The sequence below is a fragment of the Vibrio sp. J2-4 genome, assembly GCF_021728155.1.
In the GTDB taxonomy this organism is placed as follows: domain Bacteria; phylum Pseudomonadota; class Gammaproteobacteria; order Enterobacterales; family Vibrionaceae; genus Vibrio; species Vibrio diabolicus.
Genome location: NZ_JAKKCN010000001.1, coordinates 1092411 through 1109071 on the forward strand (window position 1 = coordinate 1092411; position 16661 = coordinate 1109071).

Here is a 16661-nt window from a genome sequence, read left to right on the forward strand (position 1 = left end):
TTACAAAGAGATTAGGTTGCTGTGTTTGGATCAAGAGGACTAATGTAGCCTTTTGGTTTTAGAGCCAATACATCGCAATTTATTTTATCGATCACGTGCTCAGCTGTATTACCAATAAAGACAGCAGAAAGCCCGGTTCGCCCTGTGGTGCCTAAAATAACCATTGCAGCATTCAAGCGCTCTGCTGCTGCTGGAATGACATCTTCAGGTAAGCCTTGCTCAACAATCGTTTGCTCTTCATCAAGGCCGTGTTTTTGGCGTAATGCTTTCATCGCAGTTAAGTGATGACCTCGAACGGCATCGGTATAAGTCGTTGGATCAAACTCAGGAAGTTCAATGGTAATGTTCGCCGGTGTAACGGGATACGCATTAACAAGGTATGGTTTGGCATCCAGTCGGGTGGTGACTTCTTTTAGTCGCTCGACCATGGCATCGTTGAGATCAATATGAGTTGGATTTTCAGAGCCTACGTGCACCGAGGCAAGAATGCTTGCTTGTTCTGGCCAATCTGCATTTTTAATCAGAAGTACTGGGATAGGGCATTTACGTAACAAGTGCCAATCGGTCGGAGTGAAAATCACAGATTCTAACACGTCGTGCTTACGTGTGCCTTTAATGACTAGGTCATGGCTGCCTGCATAGACCTCAGCGATAATTGCTTCGTAAGGACGGTTGTGCCAGACGACACATACATCAAAGTCGAAGCCATCGTTTAGATAAGGTTGAGCAATTTTACGCATCCACTGCTCACGTTGATGGATAACACCTCGACGCATAGCATCTCTTTCATCCACTGATAGCATTGACGTCATGTCATAAGAGAAATCGTAAATGGATAAAAAGAAAGTGATTCGGCTTCTAGATACACTTTTTTGAGCTAATTGAACAGCTCTTGCAAGTGCGGGCTGCTCATCATTATTGATGTCAGCTACAACAAGGATCTTACTGTATATACTCATAACTAAGCCCACTTCTATTGCAAAACCAGATACTGAATATAAATTAAATCAGTATTTTGGAGTACTCACCGTACATTTTTACTGTAGCTTAGTTTGGGTAACTTTTTGAGGACTTTCGAAAGGAATTTATGAGAAATATGATGTAGCTCATTTTCGAGCTACATCAATAATTGGGGTGTATTATTCTTTAGTTACACCAGCAAGTTCCATCAATGCATCGTGGTCTAAGATAGTGATATATTTACCTTTTACACTTAGGATCTCGGATTTCTGGAAACGACCCAACAAGCGACTGATTGTTTCCACTGTAAGACCAAGATAGTTACCAATATCACCACGAGTCATCGTTAAACGAAACTCTCTAGGGCTGAAGCCACGTTGAGAAAAACGAGTTGATAGGTTGTATAGGAAAGCCGCTAGACGTTCTTCTGCATTCTTTTTAGAAAGAAGCAAAATCATTTCCTGATCACCTTTAATTTCGTTACTCATCAAACGCATAATTTGCTGGCGAAGCTTAGGCATTTTACCTGATAGGTCGTCTAAAATTTCGTATGGGATTTCACATACCATCGACGTTTCAAGCGCTTGAGCAAAGCTAGGGTGGGAGTCACCTGTAATGGCATCGAAACCAACTAGGTCTCCGGCCAAGTGAAACGCTGTGATTTGCTCATCACCTTGCTCTGTGATCGTATAGCTCTTGATGGTACCAGAGCGGATAGCGTACAGAGATTTTAGCTCGTCACCAGCCTTAAAAAGCTCTTGTCCTTTTTGGATAGGCTTCTTACGTTCGATGATTTGGTCAAGCTGATCAAGTTCTGCCTCATTCAGAGTGAACGGGATACACAGCTGACTAATGCTACAATCTTGGCAATGAATGGCGCAACCGCCTGATTGGATACGCTTTGTTGCAGGTTTTTCAGAAATCATAACAACCTTTCACTATTTGATATACATCAATATTTTAGCATCGCTTAATCCTAAAGGGTAGCAAAAATGTCACCTCAATAGAGTTTAACGTTATATGAAACCGAGTAACTCTAAAGCTCCTACAGCAGTGTACGAACCATATCCAATAAGGATTAATGCTGAAATATTTCTAAATATTAACGATTTTTGTAATTTCTGAAAATGGTTGGCACCATATCCAATAATAAGCATTGCCGGAAGTGTTCCGAGGCCAAACGCGAGCATAATAAGACCACCGTTTATTGCGCTGCCTGAAACCGCCGACCAAGTTAGCGCAGAATAAACCAAGCCGCATGGTAACCAGCCCCAAATGAAGCCAAATGGTAAAGCATGAAGAGGGTGCTTTAACGGCAGCAAACGCTTACCTGCAGGCGAGATAAAGCGCCAAATGTGCTGTCCTAATTTTTCTATTAACAGTAAACCTTGCCACCATCTAGCAATATAAAGCGCAACCAGAATCATGAACAGTGCGGCAATCAGCCTTAACCAAGCAAGAGAATGCGTTAATCCACTTAGCTCAGATAAACCTGATATTGCTCCGCCTACTAATGCACCGATTACGGCATAGCTGCTCAATCGCCCTAGGTTGTAGAAGAGTGGAATAAGGGGGGAGCTTTTACTTGTAGAAGAGCCCATGGTAAGCAGAGACGCGATACCACCACACATTCCCATGCAATGACCGGCCCCGACGAGGCCGATCATCAAAGCACCAATAAAGTCAGGAGTCATAAAGGTTGCTATTTTTTATCACTATTAGATTTGTCTTCTTCATCAAGAAGAATGTTATGTCCTTGTCGTTCTAGATCTTCAAACTGATCACTTCTTACTGCCCAAAGAAAAACGGCAACAGCAACACAAACGAGAACGATAGCGATGGGAATCAATATATAAAGACTTTCCATGTTTGCTTTCTCTACTTATTTCTCTTTGAGCAGGCGCAAAGAGTTAGATACAACGATAATTGAGCTTGCAGACATGCCAACTACTGCAATGTAGGGAGCCACTAAACCAGCGACAGCTAAAGGCAAAATTAACAGGTTGTAACCCAAAGACCAAGCCAAGTTTTCTCGAATAATCTTTCTTGTACGCAGTGCAAGCAAACGTGCCTCTAGTAGCTTTTCGAGATTATCCCCAAGTAACGTCATATCTGCAGATGCTTTAGCGACATCCGTACCACCGCCCATTGCAACAGAAAGATGAGCTCCGGCGAGAGTAGGTGCGTCATTGATGCCATCGCCAACCATCATTGTGATACTGTCTTCATCAAGACTCTTAAGGTACGCGAGTTTGTCTTCTGGTTTTGCTGACGCAACGACGTGATCGATACCAATTTCATTCGCTACAGGTCGAGCGTTTGAGAGAGAGTCACCTGTTAGCAGCGTTGTCTTAATTCCAGCGTCGGCAAAACGTTGAACAAAGGCTTTGCTTTCTTTTCGGATAGGGTCGCGGTAGTAAAAACTAGCGACATGCTCGCCATCAACTGAAAGATAGACCGCGTGGCTTTCTTCGCTTTCCTTGCCTTGAACAAAAGCCGCACTGCCTATCTTAACGACTTTGCCATTCCAGATCCCCTCAATCCCTGAACCAATCACGTTTTGCACTTCATACACAACAAAGTCATCATTGGCGTAACTTGCAAAAGAGCGAGCGATAGGATGGTTTGCATGAGCTTCTAATGCCGCGGCTAGAGAGAGACAATCTTCTTTTGGAAGATCACTCAACACTTTTGTATCACAGATCTCAATATCGCCTTTCGTTAGAGTACCTGTTTTATCTACAACTAAGTGGTTGATCTTACATAGCGTCTCGAACACATGACCTTTACGAAGCAAAATGCCAAAGTTTCCCATACGAGAGGTAGCACAGGTGAGAGCAGTTGGAGTCGCAAGAGATAGGGCACATGGACAGGTGGCTACCAACACGGATAGCATGATCCAAAACGCATCATCTGGTTTTGTTTGATGCCAGTACAACCAAGTACCAGCAGAAATAATAAGAATCGCTCCAACAAAGTAACGAGCAACAACGTCTGCAATTTCTGCGATTTTAGGTTTGGAGTGTTGAGCTTCATCTTGTAAACGCACGATATTGGAAATCATTGAGTCGGCTTTGCAACTCATGACCTCTAGCTCAAATGACTCATCACCGTTTAGTGTTCCTGCATAAACCGCATCGCCTTCTCGTTTCACAACATGTACGGATTCACCCGTTAGCATGGATTCATCAATATGAATACGACCCGAAATAACTTTGCCGTCAGCTGGGATATGTTCACCAGGAAGGACGCGAATACGATCACCAACTTTTAGAGTTTTCACTGGTATTTGCTCGCCATCCAGCGTCGTGGCGATCGCTGGGATCAACTTTAATAGGTTACCACTCGCCGCTGCGGCTTTGCGACGCGCTCGCATCTCTAAAAATCGTCCAACCAATAGGAAGAAAGTGAACATTGAAATCGATTCGAAGAAGACTTCGCCCTGTTCTGTAACGGTTGCTATTAAGCTGGCTACGTAGGCAAAAATAAGTGCAATCGAGACAGGCACATCCATACCGAGGGTTCGGCCTTTGATGCTTCGCCACGCATTTAAGTAAAACGGAAGAGCAGAGTAGAGTAGGACTGGCGTAGCAAAGATCAGACTTACCCAACGAAAGTAATTTTTAAACTCCGGTTCTAGGTCACCAAAAACTTCTAGGTACAATGCGACGGCTAGCATCATAACTTGCATGGTAGCTAAACCAGCAATACCTAATCTGTATAAGTATTGCTTCATCATTCGATGATAAGAGGCTTCTTGCTTATCAGCTTCAAATGGTGCGGCTTTATAACCCAATTTATGAATGACAGATAGGAGCTCACTTAATCGCACCTGAGTTTTGTCCCAGGCTAGTAATGCGCGGTTAGTGGTTGTATTCACGCGGATAGACACTAACCCAGCCGTATTAGAGACTTGCTTTTCGATTAACCACGCGCAAGCTGCACATGAAACGCCTTCTAAAGAAAGAGTTACTTCAGAGACATTTTCACGATTTCGCACAAATTCTGATTGTACATCTTCATTATCATAATGAATTAAAGCTTGGAGTTGCTCTGGTACTAAATCTGCTTTTTCCGCAGGCGCAGTTCTAAATTGATAGTAGGATACTAAGCCGCTGTCTACGATGGTTTGAGCAACCGTCTCGCAGCCAGGACAACACATCTTGCGGGATTCACCGAGTATATCAACTTTAAAATCCGTGTTGGCTGGTACATCTTCACCACAGTGATAACAGGATTCACACATATGCTTACTTCATTAACGGTGTTGACGAGGCAGGAAATTCAACTTTACCTTGGATCATCCATTGTTGGTCATGTGGTTGTAGTTCGACAAACCAAGGACCTTGAATAGATTCTTCTGCCGTTAGGCGGTAATTACCAGATGCATCCGCCGTAACGAGCTTTGTAAAGTCACGATCAGGAAGAGTACGATGAGTGAAAGTGGCCGTTAGAGCAGGGTAATGAGATAGCTTCCCTTTAGCGAAAACAATCACAACATTGTTATTTTCAGAAGAAATCTCTGCGTTAAGACCTAGGTCACGAGCGACATTCATTTTACTAATGTCGATGTTAATGCCTTTGCCTTTTTTATAGTAATCCTCGGCGACTAAAGAAACAGAGTTGTTCGAGAAAACGACCACAGTAATCACAGTCCAAACTACGACAGTAAGAGGAAGGATGATTAGGAACCACGGCCAAAATTGTTTATACCAAGGCTTTACCATAAAAAAGTTCTCAACAGCTAAATGAAAAAATGTAAGGCGTTAAATTTAAAGGAAAGACAGCCCCTATGAAAGGGGCTGTTATTGCTATGTTACTTAATATCTCAGTTACTTACTCTCTGAGTTACTTAAGCTCCAGACATAAGAGGCAACGAGCTGAACTTTATCTTCACCCAAAATGTCTTTCCACGCGGGCATTACACCTGAGCGGCCGTTCATTACGGTTTCGGTTACAGCTGCACGAGAGTCGCCAAATAGCCAATCTTGGTCTGTAAGGTCAGGTGCACCGACTGCAGGGTTACCCTTACCATCAGTACCGTGACAAGCTGCACACACGACGAAACGTGCTTTACCTGCCGCTGCTTCACGAGCATTCACTTTACGACCAGATAGGCTAAGTGTGTAGCTTACAACTTCTTGCACACCTTGCTCACCAAGCGCATCTTTCCATGCTGGCATTTGACCAATACGGCCATGCATGATGGTTGTTACGATTGCAGCTGGTTCACCGCCGTATAGCCATGCATCATCAGTTAGGTTAGGGAAACCTTTCTGACCACGAGCATCAGAGCCGTGACATTGAGAACAGTTTTGCAAAAACAAACGTTGGCCAACTTTTAATGCTTCAGGATCTTGCGCAATTTCAGGAATTGGGCGTAGACCACTGTCATTGTGCGCGAGTTTACGGAATGCTTCGCCGAAGTAAGCGTCGGCATCATCCAGTTCTTTTGCATATTGGTTTAGTTGCTTGTTCTCTTGTGCTGCAGCGATGGCTTCTTTTGACTCTTCTAGTGAGCGAACGGTTTGAGCCGAACTCTGCCAGTTTAAAAAGCCCTTGAAGCTACCTAGACCTGGGAATAGGGCAAGGTAAACTGCTGCGAACACAAATGTGCTTACAAACAGGTAAGTCCACCACTTTGGTAGAGGGTTGTTTAGCTCGCGAATACCATCGTACTCGTGGCCCATGTCTTCCCCTTCCTCGACGCCCATTTTATCTTTAGCGCACCAAGTCAGGAGAATCGCACAGCCTACTAGCGTACCGACAGTAATCACGATAATCCAGAGACTCCAGAATGTAGTCATTACTTCTTCACTCCTTGGTTATTAGGGGTCTTTTGTTCTTCGTCAGCAAACACCAGGTTGGCATCTTCTTCAAAGCGTGCTTTACGCTTTTTACTAAATGCCCACCATACGATGCCAATAAAACTAGCGAAGAGTACAACGGTATAAATACTATGAATTGTACCGAAATCCATATGATCCCCTTACTTCATTGCATGACCAAGAGACTGAAGGTAAGCGATGATTGCATCCATCTCTGTTTTACCTTCTACTTCTTTAGCCGAATTCGCGATCTCTTCATCAGTGTATGGAACGCCGAACTGATCACGAAATAGCTCAAGTTTCTTCTGAGTTAGCTTACCGTCTAAAACGTTTTCAGCTAGCCACGGGAAACCTGGCATGTTTGACTCAGGTACAAGCTCACGAGGATCTAACAGGTGAACACGGTGCCATTCATCAGAATAACGACCACCAACACGAGCTAAATCCGGACCTGTACGCTTAGAGCCCCAAAGGAATGGGTGTTCCCAAACACTCTCACCAGCAACAGAGTAGTGACCGTAACGTTCAGTCTCTGAGCGGAAAGGACGAACCATCTGGCTGTGACAAACGTTACAACCTTCACGGATGTAGATGTCACGACCTTCCATCTCCAGAGGAGTGTAAGCACGCAGATTCTCTACAGGTTCAGTCGTTTGCTTTTGGAAAATCAGAGGAGTGATCTCTACAAGAGCACCCCAGCTGATAGCAAACACGATAAAAATAGCCAACAAACCGACATTACGTTCTAAGATTTCGTGGCGATTATTAGAATTATTACTCATTCTTAAATCTCCTTATGCCGGATGTGGGATAGCTTTTAGGCTTTCTTTTGGTGCACTTACCGTTTTGTACGTGTTGTATGCCATTAGGAACATACCAGATAGGAAGATAAATCCACCTAAGAAACGTACAAAGTAGAACGGATAAGACGCTTCTACAGACTCAACAAAGCTGTAAGTTAGCGTACCGTCAGAGTTAACCGCGCGCCACATCAGACCTTGCATTACACCAGAGATCCACATCGCAACGATGTAAAGAACGGTACCGATTGTTGCTAGCCAGAAATGCACATTCACGAGACCAACAGAGTACATACGCTCTTGGCCAAATAGGCGAGGTACTAAGTGATATACAGAGCCGATAGAAACCATCGCAACCCAACCTAACGCACCAGAGTGAACGTGACCAATGGTCCAGTCTGTGTAGTGAGAAAGTGCGTTAACCGTCTTAATCGACATCATCGGGCCTTCAAAGGTAGACATACCGTAGAACGACAGTGAAACGATTAGGAAACGTAGGATAGGGTCATAACGAAGCTTATGCCATGCACCAGATAACGTCATAATACCGTTGATCATACCACCCCAAGAAGGAGCAAATAGAACCAGCGACATCACCATACCTAGAGACTGAGTCCAGTCCGGTAGCGCTGTATAGTGAAGGTGGTGAGGGCCTGCCCAAATATATAGAGAAATAAGCGCCCAGAAGTGAACGATAGATAGACGGTAAGAATAAACAGGACGTTCAGCTTGTTTAGGAACGAAGTAGTACATCATACCTAGGAAACCAGCGGTCAGTAGGAAACCTACCGCATTGTGTCCATACCACCACTGAACCATCGCATCCACTGCGCCTGAGTAAATCGAGTAAGATTTACCAAGTGACACAGGAATAGCCATGCTGTTCACGATGTGAAGTACTGCTACTGTGATAATAAAGGCACCGAAGAACCAGTTTGCCACATAAATATGTGACGTGTTTCGCTTCACCAGTGTGCCAAAGAACACCACCGCATATGATACCCATACTAGCGCAATTGCGATATCAATAGGCCATTCTAGCTCAGCATACTCTTTACCCGATGTTAAACCGAGAGGCAAAGTAATGGCTGCTGCCAGGATGATTGCTTGCCAACCCCAAAAGGTGAAGGCAACGAGTGGGCCACCAAAAAGACGTGTTTGACATGTGCGCTGTACAACATAATAAGACGTTGCGAACAGAGCACTTGTACCAAACGCAAAAATTACCGCATTAGTATGCAGTGGACGTAAGCGACTGTACGTCAACCACGGCGTATCAAAGTTTAGCTGTGGCCAAACTAATTGAGCGGCAATCAAAACACCAACAGCCATACCAACTATGCCCCATAAAATGGTCACAAGGGTAAATTGGCGAACGACTGTATAGTTGTAGTTTTGTTCAAGCTGCTTTACTTGGCTCATTTGCATGCTTCCAATTTCTAATTAACTACACTTTTACTTCCAACACGACTTGCGTCGTAACACCACCCAAGTAAACTCTAGAATTCAAGTGTTATCATCACCTTATTTCCATTGCTGACTTTAATAAAAAGTGGCATTTTCAGCGTGACACTATACTTGAATTAACAATTCAATGACAGGGTAGTAACCTTACTGGCCCCCTGGAAATCATTTTTTATTTAAAAAGTTTGAAGTTTGTAACAAGGATATTAGTAATTATGCCTGCACAAAAGTTAACAAAGGCGCGACTTGCACAAATCTTAATCATGCTCAGTGTGTTAATAGGCGCATTTTTCTGGCGTACCTTTACACACGAGAGCGTTACTAGCATTGACTGTTCACAAAAAGAACGATGCGATGTAACAATTGAAGGTGAAATAATCACAATTAATCGTGACTCAACGGGAATTTCGCTCGAAACGATAAAAAGTAGCACTCTAAAAATTGATCCAAATCAATCTGGCGAATTTATCTATCTCGATCGAGAGCATAAGAAAATAGAATGGGACACAATGCCTGAATCAAAAAAAATCACCTTTAAAAAAGGCGAAAACATTGTTGTAGTTCAATTATAAATACGATCTGTCACGAGATAATCGCAACTTCTTAATGAAATTTTCACCTTCTTACCTAGAGAAAATTGGTTGGAATGGTATAACAGCAGAGTGATACCCAATTATAAAATCGTATGCATTGCCAATCAGTTTTTACTCATATTAAAGATGAAGACTCAGCGATAGAAACGCTTAGGTCCGAACTGACACAACAGAACTTGTCTTACGTGATGTGCTACTACACGGAAGAGTACGACTTCGAGTTAATTCGAGAAGCGTTTCTTGAGCATTTTCCCGGTGTGCCTTTTCATGGCGCCAGTTCATGCCAAGCAGTAATGACAGACCAGGGGTTTCATACGGGCCCAGTGATTGCGGCGCTCGCAATTTATGACTCAGGCCCTCATGCTTATGGCACTGGTATTTCTAACTATGATTCAGGTGACAGTGTAACTAGAGCCTTAGATATGGCTCTTGAGAACGCTAACCGCGTAGGAGAAGTGCCAAACTTAATACTGCTTCATGCAACTCCAGGGCAAGAGGAATCAATCATTGCATCTATAGATGAAAGGTTTGGTACGCTGATCCCAATTATTGGTGGTTCAGCCGCTGATAATCATATCGCGGGAAAATGGTCTGTCATTACCACCCAAGGATCTCAAACTGCAGGTTTAAGTCTGACATTATTTTACTCCTCACAGCCTGTTGATATTGCTTTTAGTGCTGGGCACACTCCAACCAATATCAAAGGGGTTGCAACCAAAACTAACGATAGGTGCTTGCTAGAAATTGATGACGAACCGGCCCTCAATGTTTATAGAAAGTGGACAAACCATCAAGATAACCAAGTAGGTAAAAACAACCTGCTATTTACAAACTCGAGTGCTTATCCACTAGGGCGTGTCGCTGGCCACCTATATGAGCGTCCATATTACAAATTGTCCCATCCAATTCGTGAGGCGCGAGATGGAGGAATTGAGCTATTTACACGAATAGAAGAGGGTGATGAACTCACTTTAATGAAAGGAAGCAGAGAACACCTCGTTGCACGCGCCGCTAAAGTTGTAAATGCAGCCTTTAATCAAAAATTAGAAGAATCTCGAAAAATTGGGGTGATAAACATCTTTTGCGCAGGTCCTATGTTGCACTTAATGCAAGACATGAATAGCGTTTGTGAACAAATTAACCAAGAACTAGAACAGTTACCTTTTATTTGCCCTTTTACTTTTGGTGAGCAAGGTAGATTTATTGGTGGTGAGAATGGACATGGAAACCTGATGATTTCATCAGCGATATTCCATAAACCTTATGAAAGATAAATACTTAGACATATACCAACAGGAAGCGCTGCAAGAAGCGTTAGTCGAACTAAAACAGGCTAGGCAAAGAGAGCGACTGCTCGCCGATGAGAATAAAGCTATTCTTTCAGCGATATCCGCGATGAGTGAAGCAAAAAACCGGCACGAGATATTTACGGGATTAAATAATGTCCTTAAGAAGTACATCAACTTTGATGATTTTATCGTTCTAACTCGTGATGATGAGAGGTACCCCTTCAAAACGTTGATATCGACAAATAGTGTATTTGATAACATATCTTGGTTACACGGTAACGCATCTGAGAGGGCGCTGAATGGCGAATGTATTCTGCTGTTCGAACCAGATAGGCTTGCGGAGTTTATTAACCTGAACAGCTTTATAAAAAGCCATGTAAACTCGGTAGTCCTAACGGGCATACGTTCAGAAGTAACACAAACGGTCATCTTACTTATTGGTGCTAAGAAAGGGCACTTTAGCATAGAAAATAAGGAAACCTTAAGACGCTTTCGGCCTTTAATTGAGAGGGCTGTCATCGATATTGAGACCAAAGAGAAGTTACAACGTATTGTTGAAGTGCGAACAACTCAGCTTGCTAAAGCAAGAGAAGAAGCAGAGCTTGCAAATCGCTCAAAGTCAGAATTCTTAGCGATGATGAGTCATGAAATTAGAACCCCTCTAAATTCCGTCCTTGGAATGCTCGATATTCTGAAACAATCCACCTTATCAGAAGAGCAAATCGATGCCCTGAGCCAAATGGAATGCTCAGCGGAGTTGCTTCTCGCGATTATCAGCGACATCCTTGACCTCTCAAAAATTGAATCAGGTCGCTTTCAACTCAATGAGCAGTGGGTTAATTTAAGAGACACTGTCACTTTTGTTATTTCTCAACAAAAACAAATAGCTAAGAAGAAGAGCCTTCAATTTAAACTCAATTGCATGGTAACTACCGACAAACAGTTTTGGATTGACTCTACGCGATTATCTCAAATCCTGTTTAATCTTATTGGGAATGCAATAAAGTTTACTGATGAAGGAGAAGTAAAAGTTTCAGTATCTGAGCAAGACTCCGAGCTTGTAATTTCAATATCAGACACCGGAATTGGTATATCTAAAGCCAAGCAAGAACATCTATTTACGGCATTTCATCAAGGTGATCGTTCCATCACGAGACGCTTTGGTGGTACAGGACTAGGGCTAGCAATAACCAAGCATTTAGTTGAAATGATGCGCGGCAAGATTATCGTTAAAAGTGACGAGCATGTCGGCTCAACATTTACTATTAAGATTCCCGTTTTAACTCGGTGCAATCAAAATCGTCCAGTTAAAATAGAAAACAACCAACCAATAAAAGCGATGGATCTTCTCGTAGTCGAAGATACCGAGTCGAATCAGTTTGTAATAAAGCTTATTTTAAATAAGCTTGGTCATAATGTTCATATCGCAAGTCATGGAGCAGAAGCATTAACGTTCTTAGAGGAAAATGAGGATTTAATCGACCTGATTCTTATGGATGTCTCGATGCCAGTGATGGATGGGATTACTGCAACAAGGCTTCTCCGAGATAAAGGCTTCAAGACTCCAATCATCGCATTAACCGCTCATGCGCTAGAAAGTGATAGAGATAAATGCCTTGACGCAGGTATGGATGGATTCATTTCCAAACCAGTTCGAAGACAAGATATCTTTGAAGCTATACAGCCATTTCTGTAAGTAGAAAAAGCATTAATATAGATCTTAACAATCGATAGATTATTAAGATCTATATTAAGTATTTTATGGTAAATAGCCATTATGTTTAATGGTTATGATGGGGACCTTAAATTTCAAATCCACAGGGGAATAGGAGTGCTCATTGGCAACATTTGGCGTACGAACACATTCAATTTAACATAACACATATAATGCGCACTTAGATATAGCTACTTTAAGGTCGCCAAGCCACAATGCGAACATGCCACAAACCATTGAAATACTTGATAATCCTAGCCCGTTAAACTTTTTTGCAATGTTTTCCCACATTCCTTTTATGTGTGGATTTTCGTTGCGATCAGCGTGACATCCCAACAAAGCTATCTCTGGGTCAATTCCTGAATTCTCCGCTAGAAAAACTGCTTCTGAATCAGATATATAGCGTCTTCCTTTTCGCATTTCGCTGATTCTGGACGCGTTTACATTCAAATCATGTGCGATTTGCTTGTCTTGTACGTAGTTTTTCGCCTTTTTGTAGGCATCTAACAGCTCACTTTGATACATGGGACTACCTCCGTTTTCTTGATTTTAGCTTAGTAGTTACGGAAATTCGCATCTAGTAATTACGAAAATCCGTAATTACACTTACGACAAATCGTAATTAAGACCGCCTTGGCTTGGGGCGTTTGCCCTTGACGCTTACGTCTTGGCTTTGGCGGTCGCTCTCACAACTAGTCAAGGTGGTTGTTATGTCAGAAGTCTCCAATACAAAAAAACTAGAAATATATCTGAATCGCGCTTGGAGTTTGTTCCTTGTCTCGGTTATTGCGGCGGGTATTTATTTCTTTGGTTCCCTTATCTACGACTCGTTTGAAATCCCATACGACGATTACGAAACTTTTTCGTTTTATCTTGACCATGAGTTTTGTGGTGATTTGGCTCGCGACTATGCCTCTGACGGTCGCGTCACCGTTTACGAGTATCTGGTTGTTTCACATTGCTCTGGCAAAGATGAGAAGCGTAAATTCTACTCAGAGCTTGAGGCTCAATAATGCGTGAACTTGTTATTGATTTGGCATCAGGCAAACAAGAATGGATTGATTTTGTTCCTGTCCATTCTTGGGCTTCATGTGAGCACATTCCTGACAACTTATTCGACCATCGTTTTGAGTACGTCGACCACAGATTCACAACGCCTGAGGATTTCATTCCGTCGGTTGTGAAATCGGCAATGAGTGCGCCAATCTACTCACACGACCTGTCAGATTTTATTGAGCGCCCTACTTCTAACCCTTGTTTGGAATTGCCGAAATCATTACACCGTAACGGCGACTTTGCTCGACACATGACACGCGCTTACACCGACATTCTGAAAACACGCAACGCTCTGGAAGCTGTACGCGCAGTTAACGACGCTCACGACCGTTTGACTGAGCACGGCTACAGCTACGCGATGTCAGATGAGCAAATTACCAATCTAGCCAAGCGCAAATCACGCGACTTTTCTCGCGTGTTAAGTGCGATTCCTCTTGAAGAATCACAAGCGCGTTTTGATAAAGCGGTTCAGCTTCTTGATTCATTAGGCTTGGCATTCTCACCTGAGCAAATTCAATACGCAGAAAACAACTGTGAACTTTTCGCATTGGTGAACCGTGCGCTTGATGAGCATTGGCTTGTTCGTCAACTGCGCCGTAAATGTGCTTACGAGGTTGAATGTGTTGCGCGTGATTTAGCGCTTGTTCAACGCCGTAAGCAAGTTTACTGCTCGGATTTTTCTCTAAGCCGTCAACGTGACCGCAATACGTCTAATCGTATCGCGCTAGAAAACACGATTGCTTACGATGAGGCTGACCCGTCTAACTACTTCACACTCAGTGAGCTATCCGCTAAGTCGGTTTCTAACGCTGAGATTCGCCGCGCGGAAATGTTTGTTCGTCTGCGTGGCTTTGAGGAAATCGCTCAAGAATCGAATCACGATGCGGTGTTCTTCACTGTGACGGCTCCGTCTCGTTTTCACTCTGTTTCTAAGGGTGACATCAACCCGAAATGGCTTGAGGCTGGCAAGCCTGACGCGAAATCAGCTCACGCTTACTTAATGGGCGTTTGGGCGAATCTTCGTAAGTCGATTGATAAGAGCAAAATCAAGGTTTACGGGATGCGCATTGTCGAGCCTCACCAAGACGGCACACCGCATCACCACTTGTTGCTGTTCATGGAGAAATCCGCACGCAAATTTGTGACGTCTGAGTTTCGTCGTCTTGCTATGGCTGACTCTCCTGACGAAAAAGGTGCAAAGAAAGCCCGTTTCAAAGCCGAAGTTATCGACTGGTCGCAAGGTTCAGCCGTTGGTTATGTCGCTAAGTACCTGAGCAAAAACATCGACGGTCAGCACATTGATTCTGACAAAGGTTCGTCTTTGTCTGGCTCGGATGCGGCGGAACGTGTCGTGACTTGGGCGCGTGTGAATCAAATTCGTCAATTTCAATTTATTGGTGGTCCATCTGTCACGGTATGGCGTGAGCTTCGTCGTCTTCGTGATGAATTCAAAGAGGACGATGCTTTGTTTACAGATTTATCTCAAGACGAACACTTTCTATTAGAAAAGGTTCGCCGCTCTGCTGATGAGGGCGACTGGAAAGCGTTTTGTTACGCAATGGGCGGTGTGTTCGTTAAGCGCAAAGACCAACCAGTAAAAGCGGAATATTCCGTTTCAACCTCTATCGAAAAATTGATTGCTTCGGGCGGTGAATACTCATCAACTCGTTACGGCGATATGGCTCAAGCGCGTTTGAATGGCTTGATGTTCCATAAGATTTTTATCGCGACTCGCTTCCGTACTTGGAAGACCGAGAACAAGCAACAATTCATCCGCGCTCAACAAGGCATCATGTCTAACGTGGTCGATTACTTCGACGCGCTAGAACGTGAAAAAGAATACGAGCGTATGTATGACGACCTGTACGAGCAATACGAAAAACACCTAGCGCTCTATGACGAAATGGAAGCGCTGTTGCTCACCGACCCTCAGGAAATTAATGCGTCTTGTTGGGTGGGCGCAGCCCCGCCCGACATGATGCATTAATTTCCCTTGGACTTGTGTCAATAACTGTCATTTCAATTTTCAACTAACCAACAACGTAAAAATAAGGGCAAAACACTATGAGAATGGAAGGTTTAATTCTAGATGCTTCGGACATCGTGCAAGAAACCAAAACAGACCGTAACGGCGAACAAAAGCAAAACGGCAAGCTCCGTCTTATCACGACCAACCCAACAGACACTATTGAAGTGCGCGTGTCTCCTGAGCTTTGGGAAAACGGCAAGGCTGGCGAACTGCTCAAGCGTTGTGTGGGTAATCGCATGATGTTTGATGTGGAACACAAGAAATTCAGCTTTGGTAACGATGAGGGTAAACACGTCTCTATCGACGGTTTCCACCTCTACGCCCTACCTCAACTTAATGAAAAGTAAGGGCTAAATCATGACCGAGACGCAATTTGCAGAGCTAATGGCTCGACTCGATAACTTTCAGTTAATGGTGTTCTTAGGCATTTGTTTCTTGCTAGTTGCGCTCGGTTGGATGGTCGGAGGACAAAGATAAATGCTGTCATCAGAGTTCATGCTCGGCTGTTTCGCGACAGCCTTTATCCTTGGCTTCTCGATTGGCTTCCACATTCTCGGATTCAAGAAAGCGGCTGAGGTTTCAACTTCTTCATAAACCATAACATAGGAAATAAGACTATGGAAAAGCAAAGCAAAGTACGCGCAGCAATGGCTAAGGCTGGCGCAGTAGTAACAGCAAAACGTGCGGCATTTGGTGGTGCACTTCTTATGGCAGCATCTTCTGCGAATGCAGCACTGCCAGAAGTGGCAACACAAGCCTTTAGCACACTGGCAAGTTACGTCACTGAAATGCTCACCTCGACATGGGGCATCGCCGTGCCAATGACGGTTGGCTTCATCGGCATCAAGCTATTCAAGAAAGGTGCAAACAAAGCAACGTAATTCTAACGACTGCTTTATACACCCATTGGTCAACGCCTCCGAATGGG

Annotated in this window: 18 protein-coding genes; 7 read left to right on the forward strand and 11 right to left on the reverse strand. The window is 43.6% G+C overall.

Annotation, left to right across the window (positions count from 1 at the left end; translation table 11 throughout):
* Positions 1-11: 11 nt before the first annotated feature.
* The 10 genes from uspE to ccoN all read right to left on the reverse strand — a co-directional run bounded on the left by uspE (position 12) and on the right by ccoN (position 9010).
* A complete protein-coding gene (gene uspE, locus L3V32_RS04980; RefSeq protein ID WP_053807422.1) occupies positions 12-959 on the reverse strand; it encodes a universal stress protein UspE in 948 nt (315 codons plus the stop codon).
* 180 nt (positions 960-1139) lie between these two features.
* Positions 1140-1886, reverse strand: a complete 747-nt coding sequence (locus L3V32_RS04985) for an FNR family transcription factor (protein ID WP_005377497.1) — start codon at positions 1884-1886, stop codon at positions 1140-1142.
* Positions 1887-1976: 90 nt separating this feature from the next.
* Complete coding sequence (locus tag L3V32_RS04990) at positions 1977-2654, reverse strand: sulfite exporter TauE/SafE family protein (RefSeq protein WP_145474025.1); 678 nt, start codon at positions 2652-2654, stop codon at positions 1977-1979.
* 8 nt (positions 2655-2662) lie between these two features.
* Complete coding sequence (ccoS, locus tag L3V32_RS04995) at positions 2663-2827, reverse strand: cbb3-type cytochrome oxidase assembly protein CcoS (RefSeq protein ID WP_012841826.1); 165 nt, start codon at positions 2825-2827, stop codon at positions 2663-2665.
* A gap of 15 nt (positions 2828-2842) precedes the next feature.
* On the reverse strand, positions 2843-5206 hold the full coding sequence (locus L3V32_RS05000; protein WP_237283914.1) for a heavy metal translocating P-type ATPase metal-binding domain-containing protein: 2364 nt from the start codon (positions 5204-5206) through the stop codon (positions 2843-2845).
* A 4-nt stretch (positions 5207-5210) separates the two neighbouring features.
* Entirely contained in the window at positions 5211-5687 is a 477-nt protein-coding gene (locus L3V32_RS05005) for a FixH family protein (RefSeq protein WP_005396484.1), read from the reverse strand.
* A 105-nt stretch (positions 5688-5792) separates the two neighbouring features.
* Positions 5793-6767, reverse strand: coding sequence for a cytochrome-c oxidase, cbb3-type subunit III (gene ccoP, locus L3V32_RS05010; RefSeq protein ID WP_005377487.1), 975 nt, complete (start codon positions 6765-6767; stop codon positions 5793-5795).
* Positions 6767-6940 carry a CcoQ/FixQ family Cbb3-type cytochrome c oxidase assembly chaperone gene (locus tag L3V32_RS05015; protein ID WP_005377485.1) on the reverse strand — a complete coding sequence of 58 codons (174 nt, stop codon included), beginning with the start codon at positions 6938-6940 and terminating at the stop codon, positions 6767-6769. Before L3V32_RS05015 ends, ccoP begins: the two co-directional genes overlap by 1 nt.
* Before the next feature lie 9 nt (positions 6941-6949).
* Positions 6950-7570: a cytochrome-c oxidase, cbb3-type subunit II gene (gene ccoO / locus L3V32_RS05020; protein WP_005377475.1), complete on the reverse strand. Its 621-nt coding sequence runs from the start codon at positions 7568-7570 to the stop codon at positions 6950-6952.
* A gap of 12 nt (positions 7571-7582) precedes the next feature.
* A complete protein-coding gene (gene ccoN / locus L3V32_RS05025) occupies positions 7583-9010 on the reverse strand; it encodes a cytochrome-c oxidase, cbb3-type subunit I (RefSeq protein ID WP_005396488.1) in 1428 nt (475 codons plus the stop codon).
* Between the two features lie 257 nt (positions 9011-9267).
* Between ccoN and L3V32_RS05030 the strand changes: the two genes are divergently transcribed.
* The 3 genes from L3V32_RS05030 to L3V32_RS05040 all read left to right on the forward strand — a co-directional run bounded on the left by L3V32_RS05030 (position 9268) and on the right by L3V32_RS05040 (position 12630).
* The gene (locus tag L3V32_RS05030; protein ID WP_237283915.1) at positions 9268-9624 is read left to right on the forward strand and encodes a hypothetical protein; all 357 of its coding nucleotides are present in this window, start codon (positions 9268-9270) and stop codon (positions 9622-9624) included.
* A gap of 113 nt (positions 9625-9737) precedes the next feature.
* Positions 9738-10919: an FIST signal transduction protein gene (locus L3V32_RS05035; protein ID WP_237283916.1), complete on the forward strand. Its 1182-nt coding sequence runs from the start codon at positions 9738-9740 to the stop codon at positions 10917-10919.
* Complete coding sequence (locus L3V32_RS05040; protein ID WP_048626397.1) at positions 10909-12630, forward strand: ATP-binding protein; 1722 nt, start codon at positions 10909-10911, stop codon at positions 12628-12630. The genes L3V32_RS05035 and L3V32_RS05040 overlap by 11 nt, the downstream gene beginning before the upstream one ends.
* 174 nt (positions 12631-12804) lie before the next feature.
* Here L3V32_RS05040 and L3V32_RS05045 read toward each other — a convergent pair whose 3' ends face one another.
* A complete protein-coding gene (locus L3V32_RS05045; protein ID WP_237283917.1) occupies positions 12805-13173 on the reverse strand; it encodes a DUF3693 domain-containing protein in 369 nt (122 codons plus the stop codon).
* A gap of 185 nt (positions 13174-13358) precedes the next feature.
* Here L3V32_RS05045 and L3V32_RS05050 point away from each other — a divergent pair, with 185 nt between their 5' ends.
* The 4 genes from L3V32_RS05050 (at position 13359) to L3V32_RS05065 (ending at position 16614) form a co-directional block, all read left to right on the forward strand.
* A complete protein-coding gene (locus tag L3V32_RS05050) occupies positions 13359-13661 on the forward strand; it encodes a hypothetical protein (RefSeq protein WP_025518896.1) in 303 nt (100 codons plus the stop codon).
* A complete protein-coding gene (locus tag L3V32_RS05055) occupies positions 13661-15691 on the forward strand; it encodes a replication endonuclease (protein WP_237283918.1) in 2031 nt (676 codons plus the stop codon). The genes L3V32_RS05050 and L3V32_RS05055 overlap by 1 nt, the downstream gene beginning before the upstream one ends.
* An 83-nt stretch (positions 15692-15774) precedes the next feature.
* Positions 15775-16080 (forward strand): hypothetical protein, encoded by a 306-nt coding sequence (locus tag L3V32_RS05060; protein ID WP_012841822.1) that lies wholly within the window; start codon positions 15775-15777, stop codon positions 16078-16080.
* 270 nt (positions 16081-16350) lie between these two features.
* Positions 16351-16614 (forward strand): major coat protein, encoded by a 264-nt coding sequence (locus L3V32_RS05065; RefSeq protein ID WP_021448020.1) that lies wholly within the window; start codon positions 16351-16353, stop codon positions 16612-16614.
* Positions 16615-16661 lie beyond the last annotated feature (47 nt).

Coding starts and splice junctions, on each gene's coding strand:
- uspE (WP_053807422.1), bottom strand. CDS start 959: ATGAGTATATACAGTAAGATCCTTGTTGTAGCTGACATCAATAATGAT.
- L3V32_RS04985 (WP_005377497.1), bottom strand. CDS start 1,886: ATGATTTCTGAAAAACCTGCAACAAAGCGTATCCAATCAGGCGGTTGC.
- L3V32_RS04990 (WP_145474025.1), bottom strand. CDS start 2,654: ATGACTCCTGACTTTATTGGTGCTTTGATGATCGGCCTCGTCGGGGCC.
- ccoS (WP_012841826.1), bottom strand. CDS start 2,827: ATGGAAAGTCTTTATATATTGATTCCCATCGCTATCGTTCTCGTTTGT.
- L3V32_RS05000 (WP_237283914.1), bottom strand. CDS start 5,206: ATGTGTGAATCCTGTTATCACTGTGGTGAAGATGTACCAGCCAACACG.
- L3V32_RS05005 (WP_005396484.1), bottom strand. CDS start 5,687: ATGGTAAAGCCTTGGTATAAACAATTTTGGCCGTGGTTCCTAATCATC.
- ccoP (WP_005377487.1), bottom strand. CDS start 6,767: ATGACTACATTCTGGAGTCTCTGGATTATCGTGATTACTGTCGGTACG.
- L3V32_RS05015 (WP_005377485.1), bottom strand. CDS start 6,940: ATGGATTTCGGTACAATTCATAGTATTTATACCGTTGTACTCTTCGCT.
- ccoO (WP_005377475.1), bottom strand. CDS start 7,570: ATGAGTAATAATTCTAATAATCGCCACGAAATCTTAGAACGTAATGTC.
- ccoN (WP_005396488.1), bottom strand. CDS start 9,010: ATGAGCCAAGTAAAGCAGCTTGAACAAAACTACAACTATACAGTCGTT.
- L3V32_RS05030 (WP_237283915.1), top strand. CDS start 9,268: ATGCCTGCACAAAAGTTAACAAAGGCGCGACTTGCACAAATCTTAATC.
- L3V32_RS05035 (WP_237283916.1), top strand. CDS start 9,738: ATGCATTGCCAATCAGTTTTTACTCATATTAAAGATGAAGACTCAGCG.
- L3V32_RS05040 (WP_048626397.1), top strand. CDS start 10,909: ATGAAAGATAAATACTTAGACATATACCAACAGGAAGCGCTGCAAGAA.
- L3V32_RS05045 (WP_237283917.1), bottom strand. CDS start 13,173: ATGTATCAAAGTGAGCTGTTAGATGCCTACAAAAAGGCGAAAAACTAC.
- L3V32_RS05050 (WP_025518896.1), top strand. CDS start 13,359: ATGTCAGAAGTCTCCAATACAAAAAAACTAGAAATATATCTGAATCGC.
- L3V32_RS05055 (WP_237283918.1), top strand. CDS start 13,661: ATGCGTGAACTTGTTATTGATTTGGCATCAGGCAAACAAGAATGGATT.
- L3V32_RS05060 (WP_012841822.1), top strand. CDS start 15,775: ATGGAAGGTTTAATTCTAGATGCTTCGGACATCGTGCAAGAAACCAAA.
- L3V32_RS05065 (WP_021448020.1), top strand. CDS start 16,351: ATGGAAAAGCAAAGCAAAGTACGCGCAGCAATGGCTAAGGCTGGCGCA.